Source organism: Bradyrhizobium sp. McL0616 (genome assembly GCF_049993385.1).
Taxonomy (GTDB): Bacteria; Pseudomonadota; Alphaproteobacteria; order Rhizobiales; family Xanthobacteraceae; genus Bradyrhizobium.
This window is the reverse complement of the sequence record NZ_CP188255.1, coordinates 2513879-2535768: the sequence shown is the minus strand read 5'-3', so window position 1 is coordinate 2535768 and position 21890 is coordinate 2513879. Positions and strand designations below refer to the sequence as shown.

At 60.6% G+C, this 21890-nt stretch carries 16 protein-coding genes; 5 read left to right on the top strand and 11 right to left on the bottom strand.

The window, feature by feature from the left end; all coding sequences use genetic code 11:
• Positions 1–10: 10 nt before the first annotated feature.
• The 6 genes from ACPPVR_RS11985 to ACPPVR_RS11960 all read right to left on the bottom strand — a co-directional run bounded on the left by ACPPVR_RS11985 (position 11) and on the right by ACPPVR_RS11960 (position 7928).
• Positions 11–1282: an efflux RND transporter periplasmic adaptor subunit gene (locus ACPPVR_RS11985; RefSeq protein ID WP_426614423.1), complete on the bottom strand. Its 1272-nt coding sequence runs from the start codon at positions 1280–1282 to the stop codon at positions 11–13.
• The gene (locus ACPPVR_RS11980) at positions 1279–4461 is read right to left on the bottom strand and encodes an efflux RND transporter permease subunit (RefSeq protein WP_426614422.1); all 3183 of its coding nucleotides are present in this window, start codon (positions 4459–4461) and stop codon (positions 1279–1281) included. The genes ACPPVR_RS11985 and ACPPVR_RS11980 overlap by 4 nt, the downstream gene beginning before the upstream one ends.
• Before the next feature lie 88 nt (positions 4462–4549).
• Entirely contained in the window at positions 4550–5464 is a 915-nt protein-coding gene (rpoH, locus tag ACPPVR_RS11975; protein ID WP_426614421.1) for an RNA polymerase sigma factor RpoH, read from the bottom strand.
• Positions 5465–5523: 59 nt separating this feature from the next.
• Entirely contained in the window at positions 5524–6948 is a 1425-nt protein-coding gene (locus tag ACPPVR_RS11970; RefSeq protein ID WP_426614420.1) for an ATP-binding protein, read from the bottom strand.
• A gap of 9 nt (positions 6949–6957) precedes the next feature.
• Positions 6958–7638, bottom strand: coding sequence for a response regulator transcription factor (locus tag ACPPVR_RS11965; protein ID WP_426614419.1), 681 nt, complete (start codon positions 7636–7638; stop codon positions 6958–6960).
• Positions 7639–7715: 77 nt separating this feature from the next.
• On the bottom strand, positions 7716–7928 hold the full coding sequence (locus ACPPVR_RS11960; RefSeq protein WP_426614418.1) for a hypothetical protein: 213 nt from the start codon (positions 7926–7928) through the stop codon (positions 7716–7718).
• Between the two features lie 193 nt (positions 7929–8121).
• Between ACPPVR_RS11960 and ACPPVR_RS11955 the strand changes: the two genes are divergently transcribed.
• Together ACPPVR_RS11955 and ACPPVR_RS11950 are read left to right on the top strand one after the other, a co-directional pair.
• Positions 8122–8367: a hypothetical protein gene (locus ACPPVR_RS11955; RefSeq protein ID WP_426614417.1), complete on the top strand. Its 246-nt coding sequence runs from the start codon at positions 8122–8124 to the stop codon at positions 8365–8367.
• Positions 8368–8635: 268 nt separating this feature from the next.
• Positions 8636–9049 (top strand): hypothetical protein, encoded by a 414-nt coding sequence (locus ACPPVR_RS11950; RefSeq protein WP_426614416.1) that lies wholly within the window; start codon positions 8636–8638, stop codon positions 9047–9049.
• Positions 9050–9237: 188 nt separating this feature from the next.
• Here the strand turns inward: ACPPVR_RS11950 and ACPPVR_RS11945 are convergent, their stop codons facing one another.
• From ACPPVR_RS11945 to ACPPVR_RS11930, 4 genes are all read right to left on the bottom strand, one after another.
• Positions 9238–9945 (bottom strand): sensor histidine kinase, encoded by a 708-nt coding sequence (locus ACPPVR_RS11945; RefSeq protein ID WP_426614415.1) that lies wholly within the window; start codon positions 9943–9945, stop codon positions 9238–9240.
• 477 nt (positions 9946–10422) lie between these two features.
• Entirely contained in the window at positions 10423–11322 is a 900-nt protein-coding gene (locus ACPPVR_RS11940) for a response regulator (RefSeq protein ID WP_426614414.1), read from the bottom strand.
• A gap of 38 nt (positions 11323–11360) precedes the next feature.
• Positions 11361–11741, bottom strand: a complete 381-nt coding sequence (locus ACPPVR_RS11935; protein WP_426614413.1) for a response regulator transcription factor — start codon at positions 11739–11741, stop codon at positions 11361–11363.
• A gap of 115 nt (positions 11742–11856) precedes the next feature.
• A complete protein-coding gene (locus ACPPVR_RS11930; RefSeq protein WP_426616079.1) occupies positions 11857–12486 on the bottom strand; it encodes a response regulator transcription factor in 630 nt (209 codons plus the stop codon).
• Between the two features lie 811 nt (positions 12487–13297).
• On the opposite strand from ACPPVR_RS11930, the gene ACPPVR_RS11925 reads away from it, so the two are divergent.
• The gene (locus ACPPVR_RS11925; protein WP_426614412.1) at positions 13298–13801 is read left to right on the top strand and encodes a helix-turn-helix domain-containing protein; all 504 of its coding nucleotides are present in this window, start codon (positions 13298–13300) and stop codon (positions 13799–13801) included.
• Positions 13802–13877: 76 nt separating this feature from the next.
• Here ACPPVR_RS11925 and ACPPVR_RS11920 read toward each other — a convergent pair whose 3' ends face one another.
• Positions 13878–19376, bottom strand: coding sequence for a trifunctional serine/threonine-protein kinase/ATP-binding protein/sensor histidine kinase (locus tag ACPPVR_RS11920; RefSeq protein ID WP_426614411.1), 5499 nt, complete (start codon positions 19374–19376; stop codon positions 13878–13880).
• 309 nt (positions 19377–19685) lie between these two features.
• On the opposite strand from ACPPVR_RS11920, the gene ACPPVR_RS11915 reads away from it, so the two are divergent.
• Together ACPPVR_RS11915 and ACPPVR_RS11910 are read left to right on the top strand one after the other, a co-directional pair.
• Positions 19686–21005, top strand: coding sequence for an extracellular solute-binding protein (locus ACPPVR_RS11915; RefSeq protein WP_426614410.1), 1320 nt, complete (start codon positions 19686–19688; stop codon positions 21003–21005).
• A 23-nt stretch (positions 21006–21028) separates the two neighbouring features.
• Positions 21029–21889: a carbohydrate ABC transporter permease gene (locus ACPPVR_RS11910; protein ID WP_426614409.1), complete on the top strand. Its 861-nt coding sequence runs from the start codon at positions 21029–21031 to the stop codon at positions 21887–21889.
• Position 21890: the final 1 nt, after the last annotated feature.

The following is a 21890-nucleotide window of genomic DNA, read 5'->3' as shown; positions in this document are numbered from 1 at the left end:
ATTCGTATCCCTAGCTCGTTGCAACCTTGCGAACGGTGACCTTGCTGCCTTCTGCCAGGTTGACCGCAGGATTGAGTACGACCTGATCGCCGGGCTGCACGCCATCGCGTACTTCCACCGTGGTGCCGAAATCGCGAGCGATCGAGACCTGCTGCAAATGAACCGTACCGTTCCGCACGACCGCGACATGGAGACCGTTCTGATCGAAGACGAGCGCGTCGGACGGGATCGTCATCGACGGCGTCCTGCGCGGGATCGATAATTCGACCGTGCAATAAATGCCCGGACTGAGCAGGCCATCGGGGTTGGGCACGTCGATCTCGGTCAGCAGCGTCCGACTCCCCGGCTGCAGCGCGGTTGCGATTCGCGTGACCTTGCCCGCAAACGTCCGCCTCGGAATCTCGGGGACGCGGATGTCAGCATCGACGCCCGGGCCGACTCCGAACGCCTCGTCCTGCGGCACGAAGACCTGGGTTCGGATGACGTTGGAATGCATCATTGTAAACATGAAGGTCGACCCGGCTTGCACCAGGCTGCCATTGTCCACGTTGCGCTGCGTGACCACGCCGTCGAACGGCGCCACCACACGCTGATAGGCCTTCTCCTGCTGGAGGACGCGAATCTGCGCCTCCTGCGCTGTAATGTTCGACTGCGCGACGCCCACCGCCCCTTGCTGCGCGCGCAGGGTGAGACGATCGTTATCGCCCTGCTGTGCCGTCAACCAGCCTTGCTTGACGAGATTGCTGTCACGCGAGTTGGTGACGTCGGCCAGTTCCCGGCTCGCTTGCGCCTGCTGAAGCGCAGCCTGGTCCTGGGCGCGCGTCGCCTGCGCCTGCGCGATCTGCTGGTCCAGCTCGGGAGCGGTGATTTCCGCGAGGAGATCGCCCTTCTTGACCCGATCGCCGATATCGACGTAGCGCTTTTCGATATAGCCGCTGGTCCGCGCGAAGATGTTGGCCGCCTCGAACGCGGTTGTCGTCGCCGGCAGAGTGACCTTCATGAGGTCGTCGCTGGGCCGGACTGTCGCCACCCGAACTTCTGGAACGCTGGTCCGAACCTGCTGTGCCACTGCGGCCACGTCACGCGCGGCTTCATAGTGCCGCCAGCCGCCGATGCCGAGACCGCCCGCAAGGAGCAGGAGCACGCCTCCCCCGAGCAGCGCGCCACCGTAACGGCGTCCAGATCGTGCGCCCCTGCCCGGCAGCTCCACGATGCGGGGGCTTTCCGCCCCGGGTCGGTCTCTCGCCTGGTCTTCGTCGGTCCTTGCGCCAACATTACTCATTCCGGTTGCTCCTCGAATACGCCGTGACGAGGCTTGCCGTCGTTACCCTTGCGCAACATGGCAAAGAGGTAAGGCACGATCAGCAAGGTGGTCGGGGTTGCGAACAGCAGTCCTCCGATGACCGCCCGCGCGAGCGCTGCATTCTGCTCCTCGCCCGGCCCTCCGATCGCCATCGGGATCATGCCCACGATCATCGCCGCCGCGGTCATCAGCACGGGTCGGATCCTCGTTCGGCCCGCGCTCAGCGCCGCCTGGAACGCGGAATGTCCCTTCAACTGCTCGTCACGCGCGAAGGTCACGAGCAAGATGGAATTGGCGGAAGCAACGCCGACCGCCATGATAGCTCCCATCAGCGAGGGCACGTTCAGCGTCGTCCCGGTGATGAACAGCATCGTCACGATGCCGCAGAATGTCGCTGGCAGCGCCAGGATGACGACTAAGGGGTCGCCGAAATTCTGGTAGTTCACAACCATCAGCAGGTAGACCAGGATGGCCGCGAACAGCAGTCCGATTCCGAGGTCTCGGAACGATTGATGCATGCTCTGGATCTGCCCCAGAACGTCAATCGAATTGCCTGGCTGGAGTTGCTTCTGCAAGGTGGATGTCACCTTGCCGATGTCGGCGGCAACGCTGCCGAGATCGCGGCCCTGGACGCTCGCATAGACGTCGAACACCGGCTGGACATTGGCCTGGTTCAAATTGGTGGGAACAGTGCCCCGCTTGAAGGTCGCGACATTGCTGAGGAGGCCAGGCACCGTTTGCCCGCTTGCCGCAAGCGAGGCCGACACTGGCGTGTTGCCCAGCGCGTTCAGCGAATTAGCCCTGTATTCGGGTGTCTGCACGGCCAGGTAATACGGAATACCTGACGTCGGATCAGTCCAGAAATTCGGCGAGACCTGCGCGGACGAGCTCAGGCTGACATTGATATTGGTCGCCACCGTGCTCGCATTGAGGCCCAGTTGCGCGGCGCGGGTGCGGTCGATGTCGGCGTAGAACGCGGGAGCATCGACTTCCTGCTGCAAATGCGCGTCAACGATACCGGGGATCGCCGCGAGATTTTTCTGCAGCTGCTTGGCCACGGCCAGATTGTTGCTGCCGTAACCGACCGTGCGGACATCGATCTGCGCCGGGAGACCGAAGTTCAGGATCTGCGTAACGATATCGGCCGCCTGGAAATAGAAGGTGTCCTCCGGGAATGCCGATGGCAGCACTTGCCGCAGCTTCCTGACGTAATCCGCAGTCGGCTTGTGCCCGTCCTTCAGCGACACCAGAATAATGCCGTCGTTCACCCCGATCGTCGAGCCGTCCGTGAATGCGAGATTGTAGGGCCGTGCCGGGAGGCCGATATTGTCGACGATCAGCGCCCGATCGCGTTCCGGAATAACTTCGCGGATCTTGTCCTCGACCGCCTGGAAAACCGCCTCCGTAAGCTCGATGCGCGTACCCGCGGGCGCGCGGACATGAAGCTGGATTTGGCCGCCGTCGATCACAGGATAGAAATCCCTGCCGACATAGGCGAACATGGTCGCTCCGAGCGCCAAAACGAGCACGACGATGACGGGCACGACGGCGCGATGCCGCAACAATTTCAGCAGGAGATCGGAGTACCGATCGCGCAGGCGCTCGAACCCGCGCTCGAACGCTGCAGAGGCGCGCGCGAATATGCCCGACGGGCGCTCGCCCTCGCCATGACGCCGCTCGCCCTTCAGCAGCAAACCGATGGTGATGGGCGTGAGCGTCCGCGACAGCCCGTATGACGCCAGCATCGCGAACACCACGGCGAGTCCGAGCGGCGTGAACAGGTATTTGGCGGGGCCCTCCAGAAATACGACCGAGGTGAACACGCAACAGATCGCAAGCGTCGAGACCAGCGTCGGCACCGCGATCTCGGCGGCTCCGTGCAGGGTCGCATAGGGCAACGGCCTGCCTTCCTCGGTCCAGAGCCGGTGCGTATTCTCGATCGTCACCGTCGAATCGTCGACAAGGATACCGACCGCGAGCGCAAGCCCGCCGAGCGTCATCGTGTTGAGGGTCTCGCCGAGAAAATACAGGACGATCAGCGAGGACAGCATCGCCAGTGGGATGGAGATCAGGACGACCAGCGTCGATCGCCACGATCCTAGAAACACCAGGATCATCAGCGCCGTGAGGCCGGCGGCGATCGCACCTTCGCGCAGCACGCCATCGACCGAATGGGTGACGAATATCGACTGATCGAACAGCTCATTGATCTTCAGCCCCGCCGGAGCGGACGCGCGTATCGACGTCAACGCCGCCTTCACACCATTGACGACGGCGAGCGTGGAGGCATTTCCGTTCTTGATGACGCTGAGCAGGACGGCGCGGTGGCCGTCCTCGCGCACGATGTTCTGCTGGACCTGGGCTCCGTCGCGGACCTGCGCGACATCCTTCAGGAAGATCGTGGCACCGTTCGCGAACTTGACCGGGATCATGTTGAGGTCCTGGATCGTGGCCGGCGTCGCGTTGGTTCGAACGGTATATTGGGTATCGCCGATCTTCGTCGTGCCGGTCGGCAGCGTCAGATTCTGGGTGTTCACCGCGTTGACGATGTCGAGGGGCGTCAATCCGCGCGACAGAAGCTTGTTCGGTTCGATGTCGACCATGATCTGGCGGTATTTGCCGCCGGCAGGCGTGGGCAATGTCACGCCCGGAACCGGCGCCAGTTGCTGGCGGATCCGGTAGATGCCGAAATCGTAGAGTTGCTGCTCGTTCAGGCTGTTCGACTCAAGGCTGAGCTGGAGCACCGGGACGCTCGAGGCATTGAACTGCACGATGATCGGCGGCTGGATGCCTGGCGGCATCAGGGCGCGGATCGCATTGGTCGCCGAGACGATCTGCGAGATCGCGAGATCAAGATTGACGTCCGGCTGGAAGTAGATCTTCTGAACCGACAGGCCGTTGAGGGTCTGCGCCTCGATATTCTTGATGCCGCTGACGTTGGCGCTGATCGAATATTGGCTGTAAGTGCTGACGCGCTGCTCCATCTCCGGCGTCGACAGGCCGGTGTAGCTCCAGACCACCGTGACGACGGGGATGCGGATCTCCGGGAAAATATCTGTTGGCATCGACCGGATGGCGATCCCGCCGAGAAACAGGATCAGCGCGGCAAGCACATAGAATGTGTGCGGAAGCCGTAGCGCGAAGCGAACAATTCCCATGGTGGTCTGCCTGGAGCAAGTTACGCGGGATCGTCGGACAGATGAGGACGGTCGGACCGCCGTTCAAATGAAAAGGAATTCAGAGGCTTCATACAGTGCCACGCGCGGCATTCTGCGCGGCGAGAATGACGGCTCGCTTGACCTTGGCAAAGGCGCGCGCCTCGATCTGCCGAACCCGCTCGCTGGATACGGACAATTCGTGGGCAAGCCGATCAAGCGTGACAGGGCATTCCGTCAGCCGCCGCGCCTCGAAGACACGACGTTCCCGCGCCGTGAGCCCGCCCAGCGCAGCACGCAGGGCCTTGGTACGCAGGTCCATCTGCTCGTGGTCGACGAGCACCGTCTCCGCATCGACCGCCCCATCGACCAGCAGGGCTTCCAGCTCGGTTCCGCCTTCCTCATCGCCGATGCGCGCATTCAGCGACAAGTCGCCATTCAGCCGCGCGTCCATCTCGATCACGTCACGCGCGGTCACCGCGAGCTTCCCGGCAATCACCTCGACGACATCGGGTGTGAGCCCGGCCATCACGCTACCGTTGGCCTTCCTGATCTCGCTGCGGAGCTTGAAAAACAGCTTCTTCTGCGCGGCCGTCGTCCCGATCTTGACCAGTGACCAGGACCGCAGGACGTAATCGTGAATGTTGGCCTTGATCCACCAGATCGCATAGCTGGAGAATCGCGCGCCGCGGCCGGGTTCGAAGCGCGACGCGGCGATCACGAGGCCGAGGTTCGCCTCGGCGATCAGATCGACCAGCGGAAGTCCGTATCCTTTGTAGCCTCGTGCCAGTTTGGCTGCGAGCCGAAGGTGGCTCGTGACGAGCGCATCCGCTGCGCTCCGGTCCCGCGTCTCCTGCCAGCGGCGAGCAAGCTGCTGCTCCTGACCTGGCTCAAGCAGGTCGTAGCGCCGGATGGCTGCGGAATACGCGCTGAGGAACGGCGCCGGCACCGGTGCGACCGGCGCAGCAGGGGGATTGTTCCTCGTAACTTCGTGGCTAGTCTGCATCTGTCACTCCACACTCCAGGCCGGCTGATCGATCTCGAACGCATCGCGCATCATTTGGCTCATCCCATCTGGTCCGCCTCTGCGTCCAGCAATGTCCGGGACCGACGCGAGGCGGACTTTCCCGCCCGTCCGGTCCAAGCAAGGATCTCGATCCGCCCTCCGGGCGCCGGACCGATGATCAGCCGAAAAGCGTGCAGCTTGACGATGGCCGCGACCAGGCTCAGTCCCAACCCGACGCCCGGCGTATTGCGCATCTTGTCGGAGCGATAGAACCGCCGCAGCACCGCCTCGCGTTCCTGCTCGCTGATGCCGGGTCCGGTATCGCTGACGCGCACGAGCGCCGTGCCGTCCTCCGCCTCCAGTCCGAGCTCCACCCGCCCGCCGGGCGGCGTGAACTTGATGGCATTGTCCACGAGATTGGCCACCGCCTCGAACAGCAGGTCGCGATCACCCCACACCTGCACATTGCGATCGATGACGACACCGAGCCCGATGCGCTTGTCTTCGGCGATCGGTTCGTAGACGTCGCACACCTCCCGCAGGATCTCGTCGAGCGCGACGTCGCCAAAGCCGGCCATGCGGCGGTTGTTCTCGATCTCGGTCAGGCGCAGCAGGGCGGTGACGATCGCAAGCGACTGGTCGATGCCGGCGATGGCCTTGTCCGTGATCTCCTGGAGCTCCTCCAGCGTTGTCGCATGCGTTCGCCCGCGCTCCAGCGCCAGCCGGACGCGCGTGAGCGGCGTCCTGAGATCATGGGCGATGTCGTTGCCGACGCCGGCAAGCGCATTGATCATCGTCTCCATCTCGTCGAGCATGCCGTTGACGATCCTGGCCAGCCGCGCGAAGGAATCGTCGGTCTTGCCCTCCGGCAGGCGCTCGCGCAGCTCGCCGGCCACGATGCGCTGGACCCGCTGATTCACCTCCTCCACGCGCTTCTGGGCACGGACGCTCAGCCAGACGCCGGCCATCAGGCACAGGCTGAAGGCCGGCAGCAATCCGAGAGCCAGTGCCTCCCCCACGACGCTCGATATCTCGCGCGTCTCATCGACGTTCCGTCCCATCACCAGGACATCGCCGCCATCAAGACGCCTGCCGACCGCCCTGACGACCCGACCGTCCACGGCCGAGTTTTCGATGCGCCCCAGCCGCACGGCCTGTGCCGCGCCGTCGAGACCGAGCTCGCGCGGCACACGGTCGATGTTGCCGGCCAGCCTGGTGCCGGCGGCATCGAAGAGGCCGGCGTACTGCACCCCCCTGGAATCCTGCACGAGATGATCGGCGATCGTGCTGACGCGGCGGGCCGGCGGCAGGTTCGCGATGAAGTGGATCTGCGTGATGATCATGCGGTCGGTTCGCGCGATCAGATAATCATTGAGCTTCCAGTAGATGAACGCGAACAGCCCAACCACGAACAGCGCGAAGGCGGCCGCCACGGCCAGGGCCCAGAGGAATGTGCCAGAGCGGATTAGCTGAATCTGATACATTTGGCGCCCCTATTGCCGCGAGCGCAGGACGAAGCCCGAGCCGCGGACGTTGTGGATCAGCGGCACCTCTCCGGGGCCGTCGACTTTGTGACGAAGCCGGCCCATATGCACGTCGATCAGGTTGGTGGTCGCCGGCACGAACTTGTAGTTCCAGACCTCCTCGAGCAGCATCGCGCGCGTCAGCAGCTGGTCGTTCCAGCGCATCATGTATTCGAGCAGGCGGAATTCGCGCGGCAGCAGGTCGAGCTCGCGCTCGCCGCGTCGCGCGGTCCGCTCGATCAGGTCGAGCTCGAGCGGTCCGACATGCATGATGGTTTCGCGGCTGTCGGACGGACGGCGCAGCAACGCCTCGATCCGCGCGACCAGCTCGATGAGTGCGAATGGCTTTGTGAGATAATCGTCTCCGCCCATGCGCAATCCGCGCACCCGATCGTCCACCGCACCGAGCGCACTCAGGACCAGGACGGGTGTCCTGACCTGATCCTTGCGCAGCGCCTCGATGACGGTGAGCCCATCCATTCCCGGCAGCATCCGATCGACGATCATGGCATCCGGGCTCGACGCGCGCGCCCGGTCGAGGCCGTCGACGCCGTCGCCGGCCCATTGCACCTCGAAGCCGCGATCGGCGAGTTCGGCGACAATCGCTTCGGCGGTCTCGGCGTCATCCTCGATCAGGAGAATCCGCTTCATGATCTGCATTCCACGTTCCGTGCGGCGTTTCGGCGCGCGGTGAGGAAGCTTGGGCTCAGCGGCACGCGGTGTCATGTTCAGCGCCCGCGCGCGTCGAACCCGCGGTGCTGATGTCGGCTGACGTCGGCCACTCGCTGAGGTACGAGATAGTGCTGCGGCGCATGGAGCGCCATTAAATTGAAATTCATGCTGCGGACCGTGCGCCTCGCGAGCAGCGCCACTGCAAGGACGATGCGGGTTGCCAATGTCGTGATCATCTTCCGGGATCCGAATAGTGCAGCATCGAACATATGCCTCAACGCACTCGTTGTAGTTTCGGGGACCACGGTTGTTATGTATTCGCACGATCGTGGTTGCGACGCCGCATCGGCTCACAGGCCGTTGAATTGCGGTGAGCGATTTGTGCATTTGAACGACGCCCGATCGCTCACACCTCGGTGGGCAGCCGGCTTGGTCGGCCCGATGTCATCAAGGAGAAAGCGAATGACCACGTCCAAACTGTTGTCGATGGGACTGATTGCAGCCGCCATGCTCGGCGGACCCGTGATGGCACGCGAGCATCACGGCTTCGTGCGGCAGCCCGCGGTGGACGCCGATACGGTCGCAACGAGCGCGCCCGTTTATCAGGGCGACCCTGCCTGCGTTCCGGCGCCGCGCGTCGGCGCCTTCGCCACTGCGCCGTGGACCGGCAACAACGTGCCTTGCGAGCCCGGCACGGGCAGCTTCTGATCGCGCCAACGCGTCCGGCGGGAAGACTCCGCCGGTTACCGCACATCGAGTGACAGGGAGCGGGCTGTTCCATTCAGCCCGCTCCCTTGCGTGCGCGGCCACCACGCTCGGCGCGCCTGAAGTCTGACGCCGAATTCAGTTGGATTGCCGCGCAGCCCTCTTACCTCTCTTTCATCACACGCCCAGTCATCAGCAGCCTCGCGCGCACAGCACGACGCGGAAGCGGCTTCAGGGATGACCGGGCAGCTCAACACGAGAGGAGTTTCCCATGAAAAGAGCCATCATGATTCTGGCAACCGCCGCGCTTGCCTCGACGCTCGCCATCGGCGCAGCGAACGCGCACGGCGGTGGTGGTGGTGGCGGCGGCCACGGCGGCTTTGGCGGTGGCGGCTTCGGCGGCGGCGGCTTCGGCGGCGGCGGCTTCGGCGGCGGACACGCGGGCCTTGGCGGCGGTGCGCATTTCGGCGGCATGGGGCACGGGGGCGTATTCGGCGGCGGCGACCGGTTCGGCGGGGAGCACCTCGGCTTCGGCGGTCATGCCGCAACCGACGGCCTCCGCCAGCACGCGTTTCACCGCTTTGACCGCTACCACCCCGGATATGGATCCTACGGCGCCTATCCGGATTGCTATGATTGGTACGAGCTACATCCCAACCAGCCGTTGCCGCTGAGCTGCAGCTAAATCCGCGCGCACATCCATCGGTCCGGACCGCGCTGCGTCACAGTCCGGGCCGATCGAGCGGCGCAGTTTTATAGCGTGGCTGTCGACATGCATTGCGGCAAAGCACGCAGTTTCCGACCCCGATGTACGCTGATCGCAGTCCGATGCCTACCAACGCGGCTTCCGATTGTTCGCTTCGTGAGCGTCTTTTAGCGCTGTGGTATCAGCGCCAGATAGAGCGTTATCTTCGTGCCTTTTCCAACGACGCTCTTGAGCGCTAATTGCCCCCCAAGTCGGTCAACAAAGCACTTGACCATGGCGAGCCCCAAACCTGATCCGCGCCCCTTGCATTTGGTGGTGTAGAATGGATCAAACGCATGTTCGACGACATCAGGCGTCATGCCGACGCCCGTGTCCGCCACGATGATTCCAATGCATTGCCGCGCCGAATCGGCTTCTTTCATCGCCTGATCGCCGCACGACGTCCTGACAACGACGTCGCCCCCGTGGGGCATCGCATCCCTTGCATTTACGACCAGGTTGAGAAGCGCGTTTTCGAGCTGATGACGGTCGCATGCAATTGGCGGAAGTCCTTTCCCTAGCTCGAGCTTGACTTCCATCTGGTCGCCAACTGTGCAGCGTAGCAGGCTCTCCATCGATTGGATCACCTCGTTTGCGCAGAGACGGTTCATCTCGACTGCCTCTGGCCGACAAAAGGCGAGCAAACTATGGGTTAGCGCGGCAGTCCGCCGGAGCAAGACCAGGGCCGTCTCCACCAGATCGGCGATCTCATCCACTCTCCCCTGTCCGATCCGCTTTTGCATGATGTCGAGTGCGCCGACAACGCCTTGCAGCATATTGTTGAAGTCATGGGCGAGCCCGGCCGCCATGTGCTCCATGTTTTTCATTTGATTCATTCGCCAAAGCATCTTGTGGAGCTCCGGATCCGATGAAAGCTGATCGCTCGGAGTCGCCAACGTCTGGCGCTCGACGTCAATCCGAGACGCCGGGCGTTGACTTGAGGCCCAAGTCCGAATCTGCGGTCCAGGTTCAACGATTTCGTCCCCCCTGGGGAACGAATTCACGGGTGGTATTGATTGCTCCAAAACACTCTCCCGAGTTAGATCGCGCTGACACCCAAACATCGATCAAATCCGGGCCGTTATCTTTTCAAATCCGCGTCTCGATTGAGAGATCGAACGCTGTGTCCTTCGAACGGCACTTGAGATTCTCATGCTGGTATCGACAGCGTTCGCGGGACGGTGGTGCGTCGGGGCGAGGACGGCGGGGCTCACTGGCGGCCAGGCGCAACCAAGATGGACCACTGGCTGCTAGCGCCTCGTCCAGTCGATCGGGTCGCATGACAGCCCGAAGAGCGTGTTCTTGAGCCCGGCTCAAGCAGATGACGACGATCCCACGGCCGATTGGATTGCATCCAGCAAATCTTGATGCCGGATAGGCTTGGTGAGAAATTCGACTGCGCCAGCTTTCATCGCCCGAACCGACATTGGCACGTCGGCGTGGCCACTGATGAAGACCACCGGCAGATGCACATTCGCCTTGATAAGCTCATCGTGAAAGTCCAATCCGCTTTGCCCCGGCAGCCTGACATCGAGCACAAGGCATCCGGCGCGCTCCGGGCTGTCGCTCTTCAGGAATTCGGGCACTGAAGCAAACAATTCCGCGCGCCAGCCGACCGAATCGAGAACAGCTGCGAGGGAGTCGCGAACGTCATCGTCGTCATCGATGACGATGATCGTCGGCCGAGCTTTTGCCGGAGCATGTTTGAATCGGGAGGTCACGAGTTTGGTGGATCCAATGTGATCTGGCAGCAGCACCGTGCCGGGAAGCTCAAAATCGACGGCTGTCGGCAGAGACGGATGCCCCGCTACCAGAGCGACATTGACTGCAAACACATAGCCTCGTCCCGGGACCGTCTTGATGATCTCCCGATCTTCGCCAAGCACGGCACGTAGTGCCGACATCTGTACGCGCAGGTTGCTTTCCTCGACCCACGTCGAGGGCCAGACCTGGTTCATGATCTCGGTCTTCGTAACCAGCGTACCGCGCGCCCTGATCAAAACCATCAAAATATCGAACGCGCGGCTGCTAATCACTGCAGGGCGTCCGTCGACGAGCAATTGGCGTGCACGCGGCAGGACGAGAAACCGCCCGAACCGAATGATCACGGTTGCATCGAATCGGGCCATCTCCTCGTTTTCCCTCAAAGGCCATCCCGACTGCTGATCCAACGCTTCGGGGGAATGCGGTGCCGCCGATCGAATCTTCGTCACATGCGCCTCCCTGTTCATCAATTACCCGACGGCTGGCTTCACCCTCGCGCCGAACCCTTCAGCGCCAAATCAATAGCGGCTAGCAGATCCTCGGCTCTCACTGGCTTTTCGAGAAAGCAGATTGCTCCGGCGTTGAGCGCCTTTGTGCGGGTCCAGTCGTCCGGAAAAGCCGTGATGATGATGATCGGGATATTCCTGCCAGACGAAATCAACCGCTCTTGAAGCTGAAGTCCCGACATTCCTCCGAGCATGACATCCGTAATCAGGCACGACGTATACTCCAGACGCCCTGTTTTGAGAAATTCTTCCGCAGACAAGAAAAACTCGGTATCGAACCCGGATGCGTCCAGAAAGGCTGCAATCCCGTCGCGGACCGCAACATCGTCATCGATGCAGGAAATTAGCGTTTTTTTCTGCACTGCGACACTTTCTCTGTAACTCGGTCAATCTAGAGCCGAAGGATGGCGCTCCTCAATTGGCCGTGCGAAGCAACGGCTCCTCCCAAGGTCTTGAGTTCCTATACCTTGGTCTAGCCTACTGACGCACAAGATTGAGTTTATCCGCGATCCGAACCAGCTCGGCGAGCGACCGGGCCTCCATCTTTCGCATGGCCTGGCCGCGATGCAACTTTACCGTAGGAAGGCTGATCCCGATTTCTTCCGCGATTTGCTTGTTCATGCGGCCGGCGGCGACCAACGTCATGACCTCTTGCTCGCGCCCCGTCAAACTGTCGAACCTCGCCCGAAGGGCCGTGATTGAATCCTCGCTTTTGCGACGGACCGAGTCCTGCTCGATCGCCAACTGAATCGCGTCCAGCAGGTCCTGATGGCGAACGGGCTTGGTCAGAAACTCGACTGCGCCCGCCTTCATCGCACGAACCGACATCGGTACGTCGGCATGGCCACTAATGAAAACGACGGGAAGATGCGCCTTGGCTTTGATCAGGTCATCTTGAAAATCCAGCCCGCTTCTCCCGGGCAACCTAACGTCAAGGACGAGGCACCTGGCCCGGTCGAGCCCCCCGCTGTCGAGGAATTCCCGTACTGAGGCGAATGATTCCGTGCGCAATCCAACCGACTGGAGAAGAGCTGCGAGGCCCTCTCGGACATCCACATCGTCATCGATAACAACGATGCTTGGCGCCTCTTTGTTGGGCTGAACGATCAATTTCAAGTCCTGCCCTTTGCTTTCGGCTTCGTAAAATGGAAGACGCTGATCGTCGGCCGGTCGTCGTACCTTCCTGGTAGAGCGCAAGTGACGGCGGGCAACCGCCGATTCCTGCTTTCCGCTTGTCGCTCGATCGCAAGCCCGCCAACGCCCCATTGCAATCAGGGTCGACGAAACCTACCACAACGGCGGCGGTCGGAAACTCCGGGCTCCTGACATTAGCAACGTTTCTCTGGATTTTGCGCGATTTCATTCGATTCGGGGAGCCCCGCCGGCCATAGAGTTCTCCAGACGTCGGTAGGGAAGCGCGGCGAAGTTTCCTCGACCGGCTTGTGTAATCGATCGAAGCACCACGCATTGTGGAAATGCAGACGAACGATTGCGGAGGAGCCTGGAACCATGTCTATGCTTTTGTCGTGCAATTCGGATGATCCCGTTTATGAACCCCATTGCGGCGGTTCTGTCTCCCTGCAGAGGGCCGATCGGAAGAATTGGTTCGTACCGAGACTTCCGGTGAGAGCCAGTTCAAGTCTGCATCGTTTAAATTTCATTCGGATCGGGAAACTCAAAACCGATCGATTTCGAGTGACATCACGATCAAGCTGCACAACATGGATGTTGTGCTATCCGTTTCCACCCCATCCGCTGGGTCCCGGCGAATAGGCGCCCGAATTCCTCGATCCCCGAGCGCCACGTCACTCGATGACGCGATCCGGCTGAATATTGACAGCGCAAACGTCGCGCAGTGCCTCAAGCAAAGCAACCGGGAGCTGATCAAACGATCGAATACCAGGTCCCCGGCAGCTTTATGAATGACCCGGTCATCGAGCGGCTCTCCGGGGCACTTGAAGCCGCGGAACAGAGCACCGGTCATTTTGATGACCTTTACGCGGACGCTGTGCGTCTCGCCATCGTGACCCGATTGCTCTGTCTGCGATTCGAATGCAAGCGGAATACGGAGGTCGACGAGCCGCAGTTACCAAAATGGCGCTTGAAGCGCGTCACCGAATACATCAGTTCGCGATACATGCATTCAATTACTCTTACGGATCTGGCGTCCGTAGCGGGGCTCAGTCGGATGCATTTCGCGGGCCAGTTCCGCCTTGCCACTGGCTTCCGCCCACATGAGTTCGTCCTCCGGCACCGAATTGAGAGGTCACGGCAATTGCTCGCTGAAACCGAAGAATCGGTCGTCAATGTCGCGCTGAGTGTAGGCTTTATGTCGCAAGCTCATTTTACGACGGTGTTCAAACGCTACGTTGGAGATACGCCCCATCGATGGCGTTGCCGCGCCGACCACGCCCGATGGTAAAAAGACCGAAATTCGGCTGCTGTTTCGCGGCGCGGATGCGCAATCCGTGCGCGTCGCGATCGCTGCCGCCTCTCGACTAAGAGAAAGGCCCGACCGGGCGCCCACCCTTTACCATCGGCAAGATGAACTCGAAGACGCTGCCGCCGGCCAATTGTGACGACGCCCACAGCCGGCCGCCATGGGCCTCGATGATGGAGCGGCAGATCGAGAGTCCCATCCCCATGCCTTCTCGCTTGGTCGTGAAGAGAGGCTCGAAGATGCGGTCGATCTGCGCAAGGTCGAACCCTATTCCGGAATCCTGGACCGAGGTCTTCACGTTCCCTTCTCCATCGGGGCGAGTGGCGACGCGCAACGTCCGCGGTTGCTTCGGGCCTTCGCTCATGGCTTCGATGGCGTTCATAACAAGGTTGAGGACGACCTGCTGCAGTTGGACGCCATCGCCCGTAACTGGATCGAGGCCCTCGCGCAAATCCACCTCCAGCGAGACGTCATGCCGATGCAACTCGGCGCGCATCAGATCCAGGATGCTTTCGATCACCGCATTGATATCGATTCCCGTCATCTCCGACGGGGACTTCCGCACCATGGAGCGGATGCTTTTCAGGATGTCACCCGCACGGTGCCCGTTCTTGACTATGCGTTCGACCGCTTGCTGGATCTTGACGAGATCAGGATTGTCCGTGGCGAATCTGATCAAGCAGCTTTCCGCATTATTGACGATTGCCATAAGCGGCTGATTCACTTCGTGAGCGATTGACGCCGCGAGTTCTCCCATTGTCGTGAGCCGGGTGACATGGGCCAGATCCGCCTGCGCTTTTCGCAAGGCGTCCTCGCTTATTTTGCGGTCACTGACATCGATTGTGGTCCCAATGTATTCATTGATATCGCCCTCCTTCTCCCTGACCGGGCGACCCACACCATGTACATACTTGACGGCCCCATCGCGAAGCACGATTCGAAAATCGAACGCAAATTCTCCGCCGCTGCGAACCGCAGCATCAACTCTTTGCTCAAGAAACGGCCGATCCTCCCAATGGATCCGCTCCAGAAACCATTCGAATGTTGGTTCAGGTTGCTCACTCGGAGCAAAGCCGAAGATTCGGAAATGCTCGTCAGACCATACAACCTTTCCCGTGGCAAGATTCCAGCTCCAGCTGCCAGTGCGGCTCATTCGCTGTCCTTCGGCCAGGAAGGCTCTACTGCGTAACAGATCGGAATAAAGGTAAGCGGTTTCCAGGGAGATGGCGGCTTGCGAAGCGAGAAACTCCAAGATCGTAATCCGATCTTGTGTGAAGGCACTTGGTGTCAGGTTGTTTTCGAGGTAGAGCGCGCCAACAAGTCCCGCTTGCTTGATAATGGGCAAACACAAGATCGATCTGCACCGCCGCCGTCGGACGTGCGCGTCGTTTGAAAGCAAGGGGCTGACCGACGCATCATCCACCAACAGTCTCTCCCGTGTCCGGATGACGTAGTTCAGTGCGGATTCTGCAAATTCGGGATGCAGAATGGTTTCCTCTTGAAGCGTGACCTCAACCAAGCCGCGCGTGAACGCGGCCTCCGCAGCAATTTGCGGCTCCTGGTTGCGGAGGAGAACCAGGATTCCGCGCTCGGCCCCCGCGTGCTCTACGGCGATCCGCATCAGTGTCTTGATCAGAGTGTCGAGTACGATCTCGCCAGAGAGCGCCTGTGAAGCCTTCAACATGGTGCCGACGTCCAACTGCTCCACGGGTGCGTCGAAGGTCGTCGTCGTGGGGGGCAGCTGAGTTTGAGGGCGTCTGAGGTGCGGGTATTTTACGTCCAACTGACGAACCTTGCCTTCGGCGCCCCAGCGCACATAGCAGTCACGCGCATCTCGGAGGTAGGCGTCGGAAATCTTCCTGAAGCCCCGGGCCAGGTAAAATTGAGCGGCAAGCTCGTTTGCCACTCCCTCGTTCTGAATGAATCCGTACTCGCGCGCGGATGCGATGGAATTCTCGTAAAGACGCTCTGCATCCATCGGCCGGCCTTCGAGACGCGCGATCTCGGCTTCGAGCAATGCGGCACGGTTGGCGAAATTCTCGGGGCAGTTCTTCGCCCAAACGGCGACCTGACGGTGATGAGCAGAGAGCGCTTCCATATGCGTCCGTCGCTGATCGGCGTTTGCCGAATCGCACAATGCCGCTCGCGAGAGTCCACCATAGAAATGATATTCGGCAAATTCGAAATCAGTAGGTGCCGTCCACAGTGTAGGTTCCGCCTTCGATGCTGCTGCAGCGGCCAATTTGTAGTCGCCGGCGAGAAAATGCGCCTGGAGCGTGCGTACCCAGTAGCAGCACAGTGGCTTTGTCAGCCGGGGGTCGCTCTCCAGGCGGCGTTCAAACTCGTGTTCGGCAACTGCATTGTCATTGAGTTGCGCGGGCTCCGAAGTCAGGCCTCGGAGACGTCGTATAAGCGCGAGCTGTCCCATCATGACGTCGACGACGAGACCGAACTTGGCCTTCCTTGCGAAGTCCAGGCCATTCTCCGTCTCTTTTTCGACTTCGCTAAGCGGGTCGCCAACGCCGAGCAGGTTGGTGACCAGATCGCAACAGCTATATGCCGCGTGCGACAGGTCGCCGGCTTCCTGAGCCGCGTCGAACGCACGGCGCACGTAGGTCCGGCAGGTCGGAAGATGTTGCATCCAGGGCGCGGCATGATTGCTGAAGACCTGATAGATACGAGCCTTGAACTGACTATGTTTCTCCGCGAGCTCCATGCCGAGCTTGCTGAAGCGGTAGCCTGACTGATAGTCGCCAAAACGGCGCCCAATCGTCGTTCCCAGAGATACATAGGCATAGCCCGATCCATCACCATTGCCGTGTTCCAGACTGATGATCGCCATTCGAATGGCAATGATACTCCTCAGATTCTCATCGCTGAAGCTCGCCGGTGGCCAAAGCGTCGAAAGCACGCTCATGGCTGCGCATTGGTCCGGATGAATCATTGGCGGCAGCTGCGCTAGTTCGTCGATGGCGCGAGGCCCAAGCCGCTGCAATAGTCGCTCATAGTCCAGCCGGACATCCTCCGCCGTCGGGTTCGGCGACAGGAAGATCCCAACCCGCTGTAGAAACTCCAGACCTAGCTCGATGGCCCGGTCGCTGCGATCCAGATTCGTGTACAGGACGGCGCGCAGACATGCGACCGAGGCGTGCTCGACGGTGTTCTCGGCACGGGTTGCAAGGAACAGAAGTCTTTCTTCCGAAGACGCCAGGTTTCCGGTCAGGTATTCGCACTCAGCGGTAAGGAGTTCGAGCGAGAAAGCGAGCGGGTGGACTCGTTCCCATTTGTCATTTGCCAACAATGCACAGCCTTCGGAAAAATAGGCCAGAGCCGACGCATAGGCGGAAGCCGCCTTCGCGCGTTTGCCCGCCATGAGATTGAGTTCGGCAACGCGCTCACGCTGGTCGCGGTTGGTGATGAGCGCCATCCCGCGGTCGAATTGATTGACGATCTCGAAGATATTCTCCTCGAGCTCCTCAGTTGCCGTCATCGATAACAGTGTTTCCCCGATCCTATGGTGTGCGGCAGCCCGTTCGCCCTCCGCGATGAGGGAGTAAGCGGCCTCCTGGACGCGATCGTGGTGAAATACATAGCTGTCGTTCTGATTGAACACGAGGCCCGCCCTAACAGCTTCCCAGAAAGTCTCGTAGATCTTCTCCTCGGCTACTCCGTACACCTTGGTCAACACGGCGATCTCGCAGCTGTTGCCCATACATGCGAGCTGTTGCAAGGCGACCTGAGTCGCTCGCGGCAAGCGCTGCAACTTTCCGATCATGAGACCCACGACGTTGTCTGTGAAGCCTTTCGCGCGGATTCGTTCGATGTCCCACCGCCAAGCGCTCGCCGTCTGATCGAATGCGATCAGCCTTTCATCCGCCAATGCAGTAAGAAATTGGATCGTAAAGAAGGGGTTGCCGTCCGTCTTCTCGTGCACCAACTGAGCGAGAGGTCGAGCAACATCCGGATCACAATGAAGCGCGTCGGCAACCAGTCGGCCGACGTCGTCGGATCCAAGTGGGGCCAGATCAATTTGCGTGATCGGCGCGCCCGCCTTTTGGATCAGCGCCAGTGAGCGCTTGAGGGGGTGCGTGGGGCCGACTTCGTTATCCCGGTAGGCTCCAATGAGCAGAAGGTGCCTCACCTCGGGGTGGGTAGCCAAATGTTCCAGCAGGTCGAGGCTCGCAGCATCCAGCCATTGAAGATCATCAAGAAACAGAACAAGCGGGTGCTCATGCCGCGCAAACACGCCTATGAGCCGCCGGAATGCCAACTGGAAACGATGCTGCCCGTCTTGCGTCGAAAGCTCCGGGATCGGCTGCTGCGCTCCAATGATGAGTGCAAGCTCCGGGATCAGGTTGACCATCAGTTGGCCATTCGCGCCCAACGCCTCGAGCAGGACTTGCCGCCAGCGGCTGACCTCTGGCTCGCTGGTGGCGAGAATTTGGCGGACGAGGGACTGGCAAGCCTCAGCCAGCGTCGCATATGGGATGTTGCGCTTGTACTGATCGAACTTGCCGGCAGCAAACAGGCCGTGCGATGGCGCCAGCGACTTATGCAACTCGCTCACGATTGAGGATTTGCCGACGCCTGGATAGCCAGACACCACCACGAACTCGGTCATGCCATGGCTTACAACCTGATCGAATGCGGCTGCAAGCGCGTCGATCTCTGCCTCGCGTCCGTATAGCTTTTCAGGGATCGGCAGTCGATCCGAGCCGTCGTGTGCGCCCAGGGCAAACGGTTCGATCCGACGGTTCGCTTCCAACGCTTCCAAGCACAGCTGAAGATCGGCCGCGAGGCCCTCTGCGGTCTGATACCGGTCTTCGGCGTTCTTCGCCAGAAGCTTCATCACGATCGAGGCGAGCTGGGTCATCTCCGCGCCCACTCGATCAACCGGCGCGACGGGCAGACGGGCAACGTGGCAGTGAATCCACTCCATCGGATCTGTCGCGGTAAACGGCAGGACCCCGGTGAGCATTTCGTAGAGGCTGATGCCCAGCGAATAAAGATCGCTGCGAGCGTCAATCGAGCGGTTCATGCGGCCGGTCTGCTCAGGGGCCATGTAGGCAAAGGTGCCAGCGATGGCGTCGGGCGGCCCGGCTGCCTGCCGTTCGCGCAGCAGCCGTGAGGCGATCCCAAACCCGGTGAGCCGAACGTTGCCCGCGGCATCGACAAGCATGTTCGCCGGTTTGATATCCTTATGAATAAGGCCGCAGCGATGGACTTGGCCAACCACAGTCGCGAGCCGGATAGCGAGGCGCAGGAACTGCGACGGCTCAAGTCCCTCGTTGGGAAGCCGACTAAGGGGCTCGCCGCCGCAATCCTCGAGCACGAGGGTGGCCGAGCCGTTGTAGCGAACCAGCGCCAACGGTCGCGCCGCCCAATTGGAATCAAGAGCGTCCGCTAGTGCGTATTCGTTCTCAAGCCGCTTAACTAGCGTCGATCGAGCGGCGACTAGAGCCAGCACTCGCACCGGATTGTTTGGGTGGCGCGCGCGGTGCAGCGTGAACTCGCCGTCGTCGCGCAGAGGCTCCAGCTCGTAACCGGCGAGGTCCATGGTAACGGTCCTTACCTTGGCAATGCCGAGATGACCCTATTGCCATCCGACGATTGACGCGACGGGTGCACGTGGAAGCGATCTCCAGCTGCCTTTTGGATGCTTCTGTAGTCCCGGCAATTGAAGCGAGCCCCATGTCGTTTTCACCGCCTCAGCAGGATTCGAACCGTCAGAGGCGCCGACGGGCTAAATTAGCTTGATAACACCCTAGCAAGACGGCATATTGCGGCAAGTTCCGATTAAATCTAGCCCCAATTCGCGTTCGGTCAGGGATCGTGTGAAGCAACGCGATACTCGGGACGGGTGGAAATGCAGCCGAAAATCGGCCAGCTGTTGTGTGCGATTCTCGTGACCGGCTGCATCCAGTCGCCGAGCGTGGTATGCGCCGCAGACCTAGTTGCACCAGATCGCATTGGTCAGATTGGCGCACCCAAGAATCTTACCTTTCGTATTCTGACCGAACAGTCAAACAGCAACGCGCAACCGCAGTTCGCCGCTGGAATGGCTGCGCTATTCGAGAAGTATGCGCGCAATCATCCTGACTGGCGTATAAGAATCCAGCTTATGTCGCTTCAGATTCCGCAGGAACATGCGCGCCTGATGGAGCAGGCGAGGAACGGCGCGGCGCCCGACTGTTCTTCGTTGGATTCTTTCCAGGTACCTCTCTTCGTCCGACAACACCTTCTTCAGCCTCTCGACGAGCATTTCACGAAGGAAGAAATCGACGATCTCTTCCCCTTTGTTCGGCCCATTATCTCTGATGCCGACGGTCACATTTACGCTTGGTGGTGGACGACCGATCTGCGGGTGCTCTACCGCAATACTGTACTTGTCCCCGATCCGCCACAGACCTGGCAGCAGACCAAGGAAGCTGCGCTCGCGGCAAAACGCGCGGCGGGCGGCGGGATTGAAGGACTATTGTTTAACGGGGGCCGCAACGAGACTACGATGATAGACTTCTTGCCCCATTTCTGGGCGCAAGGCGGCAAATTGCTCGATGAAGAGGGGACTCCGGTATTCGGACGAGAGCCGAACAGAACCTATCTGCTGAATGCGATCGCCTACTATCGTGGTCTGATCGAGTCGGGTGCGTCGCCACCTCGTGTCGCAAGCCTGACCAGTTACGATGATCTCACCGCGGCGGCCATCGCTGGCAAAACCGCCATGATGGTCAATGGCGATTGGGCGATGGGGCAGATGCAGGCGGCGATGAGCCCCGAAGCTTTGGCAAAATGGTCGGTGTCGATGCTGCCTGGACCGACTGCTGACCAACGCTCCACTGCCACCGGCGGGTGGACCTTCGTGGCCTTTTCGAAGGACCCCGAAAAGGTGAAGGCATGCATGGACCTTGTCCGCGAAGTCTACATGCGGTCAGCCGTCGAAGTTTTGCAACGCTTGCCGACACGTCAAAGCGACTTTGATGCCATGCCGATGTTTCGCTCGCCGTTCTATCTGCAGATCAAGGAATACCTGAAGAAGGGGCGAGCGCGACCGGGCTTCCCGATCTACACCGAAATCTCCAACCGGTTGCAGATAGCCATCAGCGAGGCACTTTCGGGGACCCGCAGCGCAGAGGCCGCGGTTGACGATGCGGCGGCGCAAATCGCCCGAGCCGCTCGGCGCCCATGACGTCGATGCCACGGCGCCAGTCCTTGAACCTCGACGAACATCCTTTTTGGTGGCTGCTGCCAATCCTGGTATTGCTGGCGGTCTTCTATCTCTGGCCGGCCGTGGACGTCTTGCGATTGAGCTTCACAGATGCAAAGCTTTCGGAGCCGTCGTATCGTCTCACCCTGGAAACCTATCGATCCGCTTTCGCAGATGCCGATCTGGCTGCGATCATTGTTGCGACCGCCATCTTCGTTTCTGGCAGCGTGATCGTCCAGACTGTCTTCGGGCTGTTGATCGCCTTGACATTACAGGCAGGGTTTCGGCGAAAGCTGATCGGGGTCAGGGCAGTTCAAGTTGCCGTTCTGGCGACATGGATCATTCCCGGCGTTTCCTCGGGGATCACTTGGCAACTGCTTCTGAGCGAAGCTCACTTTGGTTTTTTTAACGCGGTATTGAACCTGGCTTCGCTGCCTTCCGTCGCGTGGTTGTCCGATCCCCGGATCGCGATCTGGTCCGCGACCTTGGCAAATATCTGGCGTGGCACGGCGCTCAGTATGATTCTGCTCTACGCGGGCCTACAAACCATTCCGCCCGTATTGTATGAGGCGGCGGCGGTTGACGGCGCGACAGCCTTCCAGTCATTCCGACACATCACATTGACGAGTCTGAAGCCAATTCTGTTGGTCAACGTCATGATCGTCAGCGTCTTCTCGCTTAACGCGTTCGATCTCGTGCTGCCTCTGACAGGCGGTGGCCCGGGGCGTTCAACAGAAGTATTGGCTTTGGCCGCCTACAATGCGGTTTTCCATGATTTCAATCTGGCACAAGGCAGCGTGCTCGCGGTTCTGATGCTGCTCATCAACCTTGCTGTCGCGACAGCAATTTGGAAGATCTGGCGGTAGG

Excerpts from the sequence above, each read along its gene's own strand:
- ACPPVR_RS11985 (WP_426614423.1), bottom strand. The coding sequence starts at position 1,282 with ATGAGTAATGTTGGCGCAAGGACCGACGAAGACCAGGCGAGAGACCGA.
- ACPPVR_RS11980 (WP_426614422.1), bottom strand. The coding sequence starts at position 4,461 with ATGGGAATTGTTCGCTTCGCGCTACGGCTTCCGCACACATTCTATGTG.
- rpoH (WP_426614421.1), bottom strand. The coding sequence starts at position 5,464 with ATGCAGACTAGCCACGAAGTTACGAGGAACAATCCCCCTGCTGCGCCG.
- ACPPVR_RS11970 (WP_426614420.1), bottom strand. The coding sequence starts at position 6,948 with ATGTATCAGATTCAGCTAATCCGCTCTGGCACATTCCTCTGGGCCCTG.
- ACPPVR_RS11965 (WP_426614419.1), bottom strand. The coding sequence starts at position 7,638 with ATGAAGCGGATTCTCCTGATCGAGGATGACGCCGAGACCGCCGAAGCG.
- ACPPVR_RS11960 (WP_426614418.1), bottom strand. The coding sequence starts at position 7,928 with ATGTTCGATGCTGCACTATTCGGATCCCGGAAGATGATCACGACATTG.
- ACPPVR_RS11955 (WP_426614417.1), top strand. The coding sequence starts at position 8,122 with ATGACCACGTCCAAACTGTTGTCGATGGGACTGATTGCAGCCGCCATG.
- ACPPVR_RS11950 (WP_426614416.1), top strand. The coding sequence starts at position 8,636 with ATGAAAAGAGCCATCATGATTCTGGCAACCGCCGCGCTTGCCTCGACG.
- ACPPVR_RS11945 (WP_426614415.1), bottom strand. The coding sequence starts at position 9,945 with ATGAATCAAATGAAAAACATGGAGCACATGGCGGCCGGGCTCGCCCAT.
- ACPPVR_RS11925 (WP_426614412.1), top strand. The coding sequence starts at position 13,298 with ATGAATGACCCGGTCATCGAGCGGCTCTCCGGGGCACTTGAAGCCGCG.
- ACPPVR_RS11920 (WP_426614411.1), bottom strand. The coding sequence starts at position 19,376 with ATGGACCTCGCCGGTTACGAGCTGGAGCCTCTGCGCGACGACGGCGAG.
- ACPPVR_RS11915 (WP_426614410.1), top strand. The coding sequence starts at position 19,686 with ATGCAGCCGAAAATCGGCCAGCTGTTGTGTGCGATTCTCGTGACCGGC.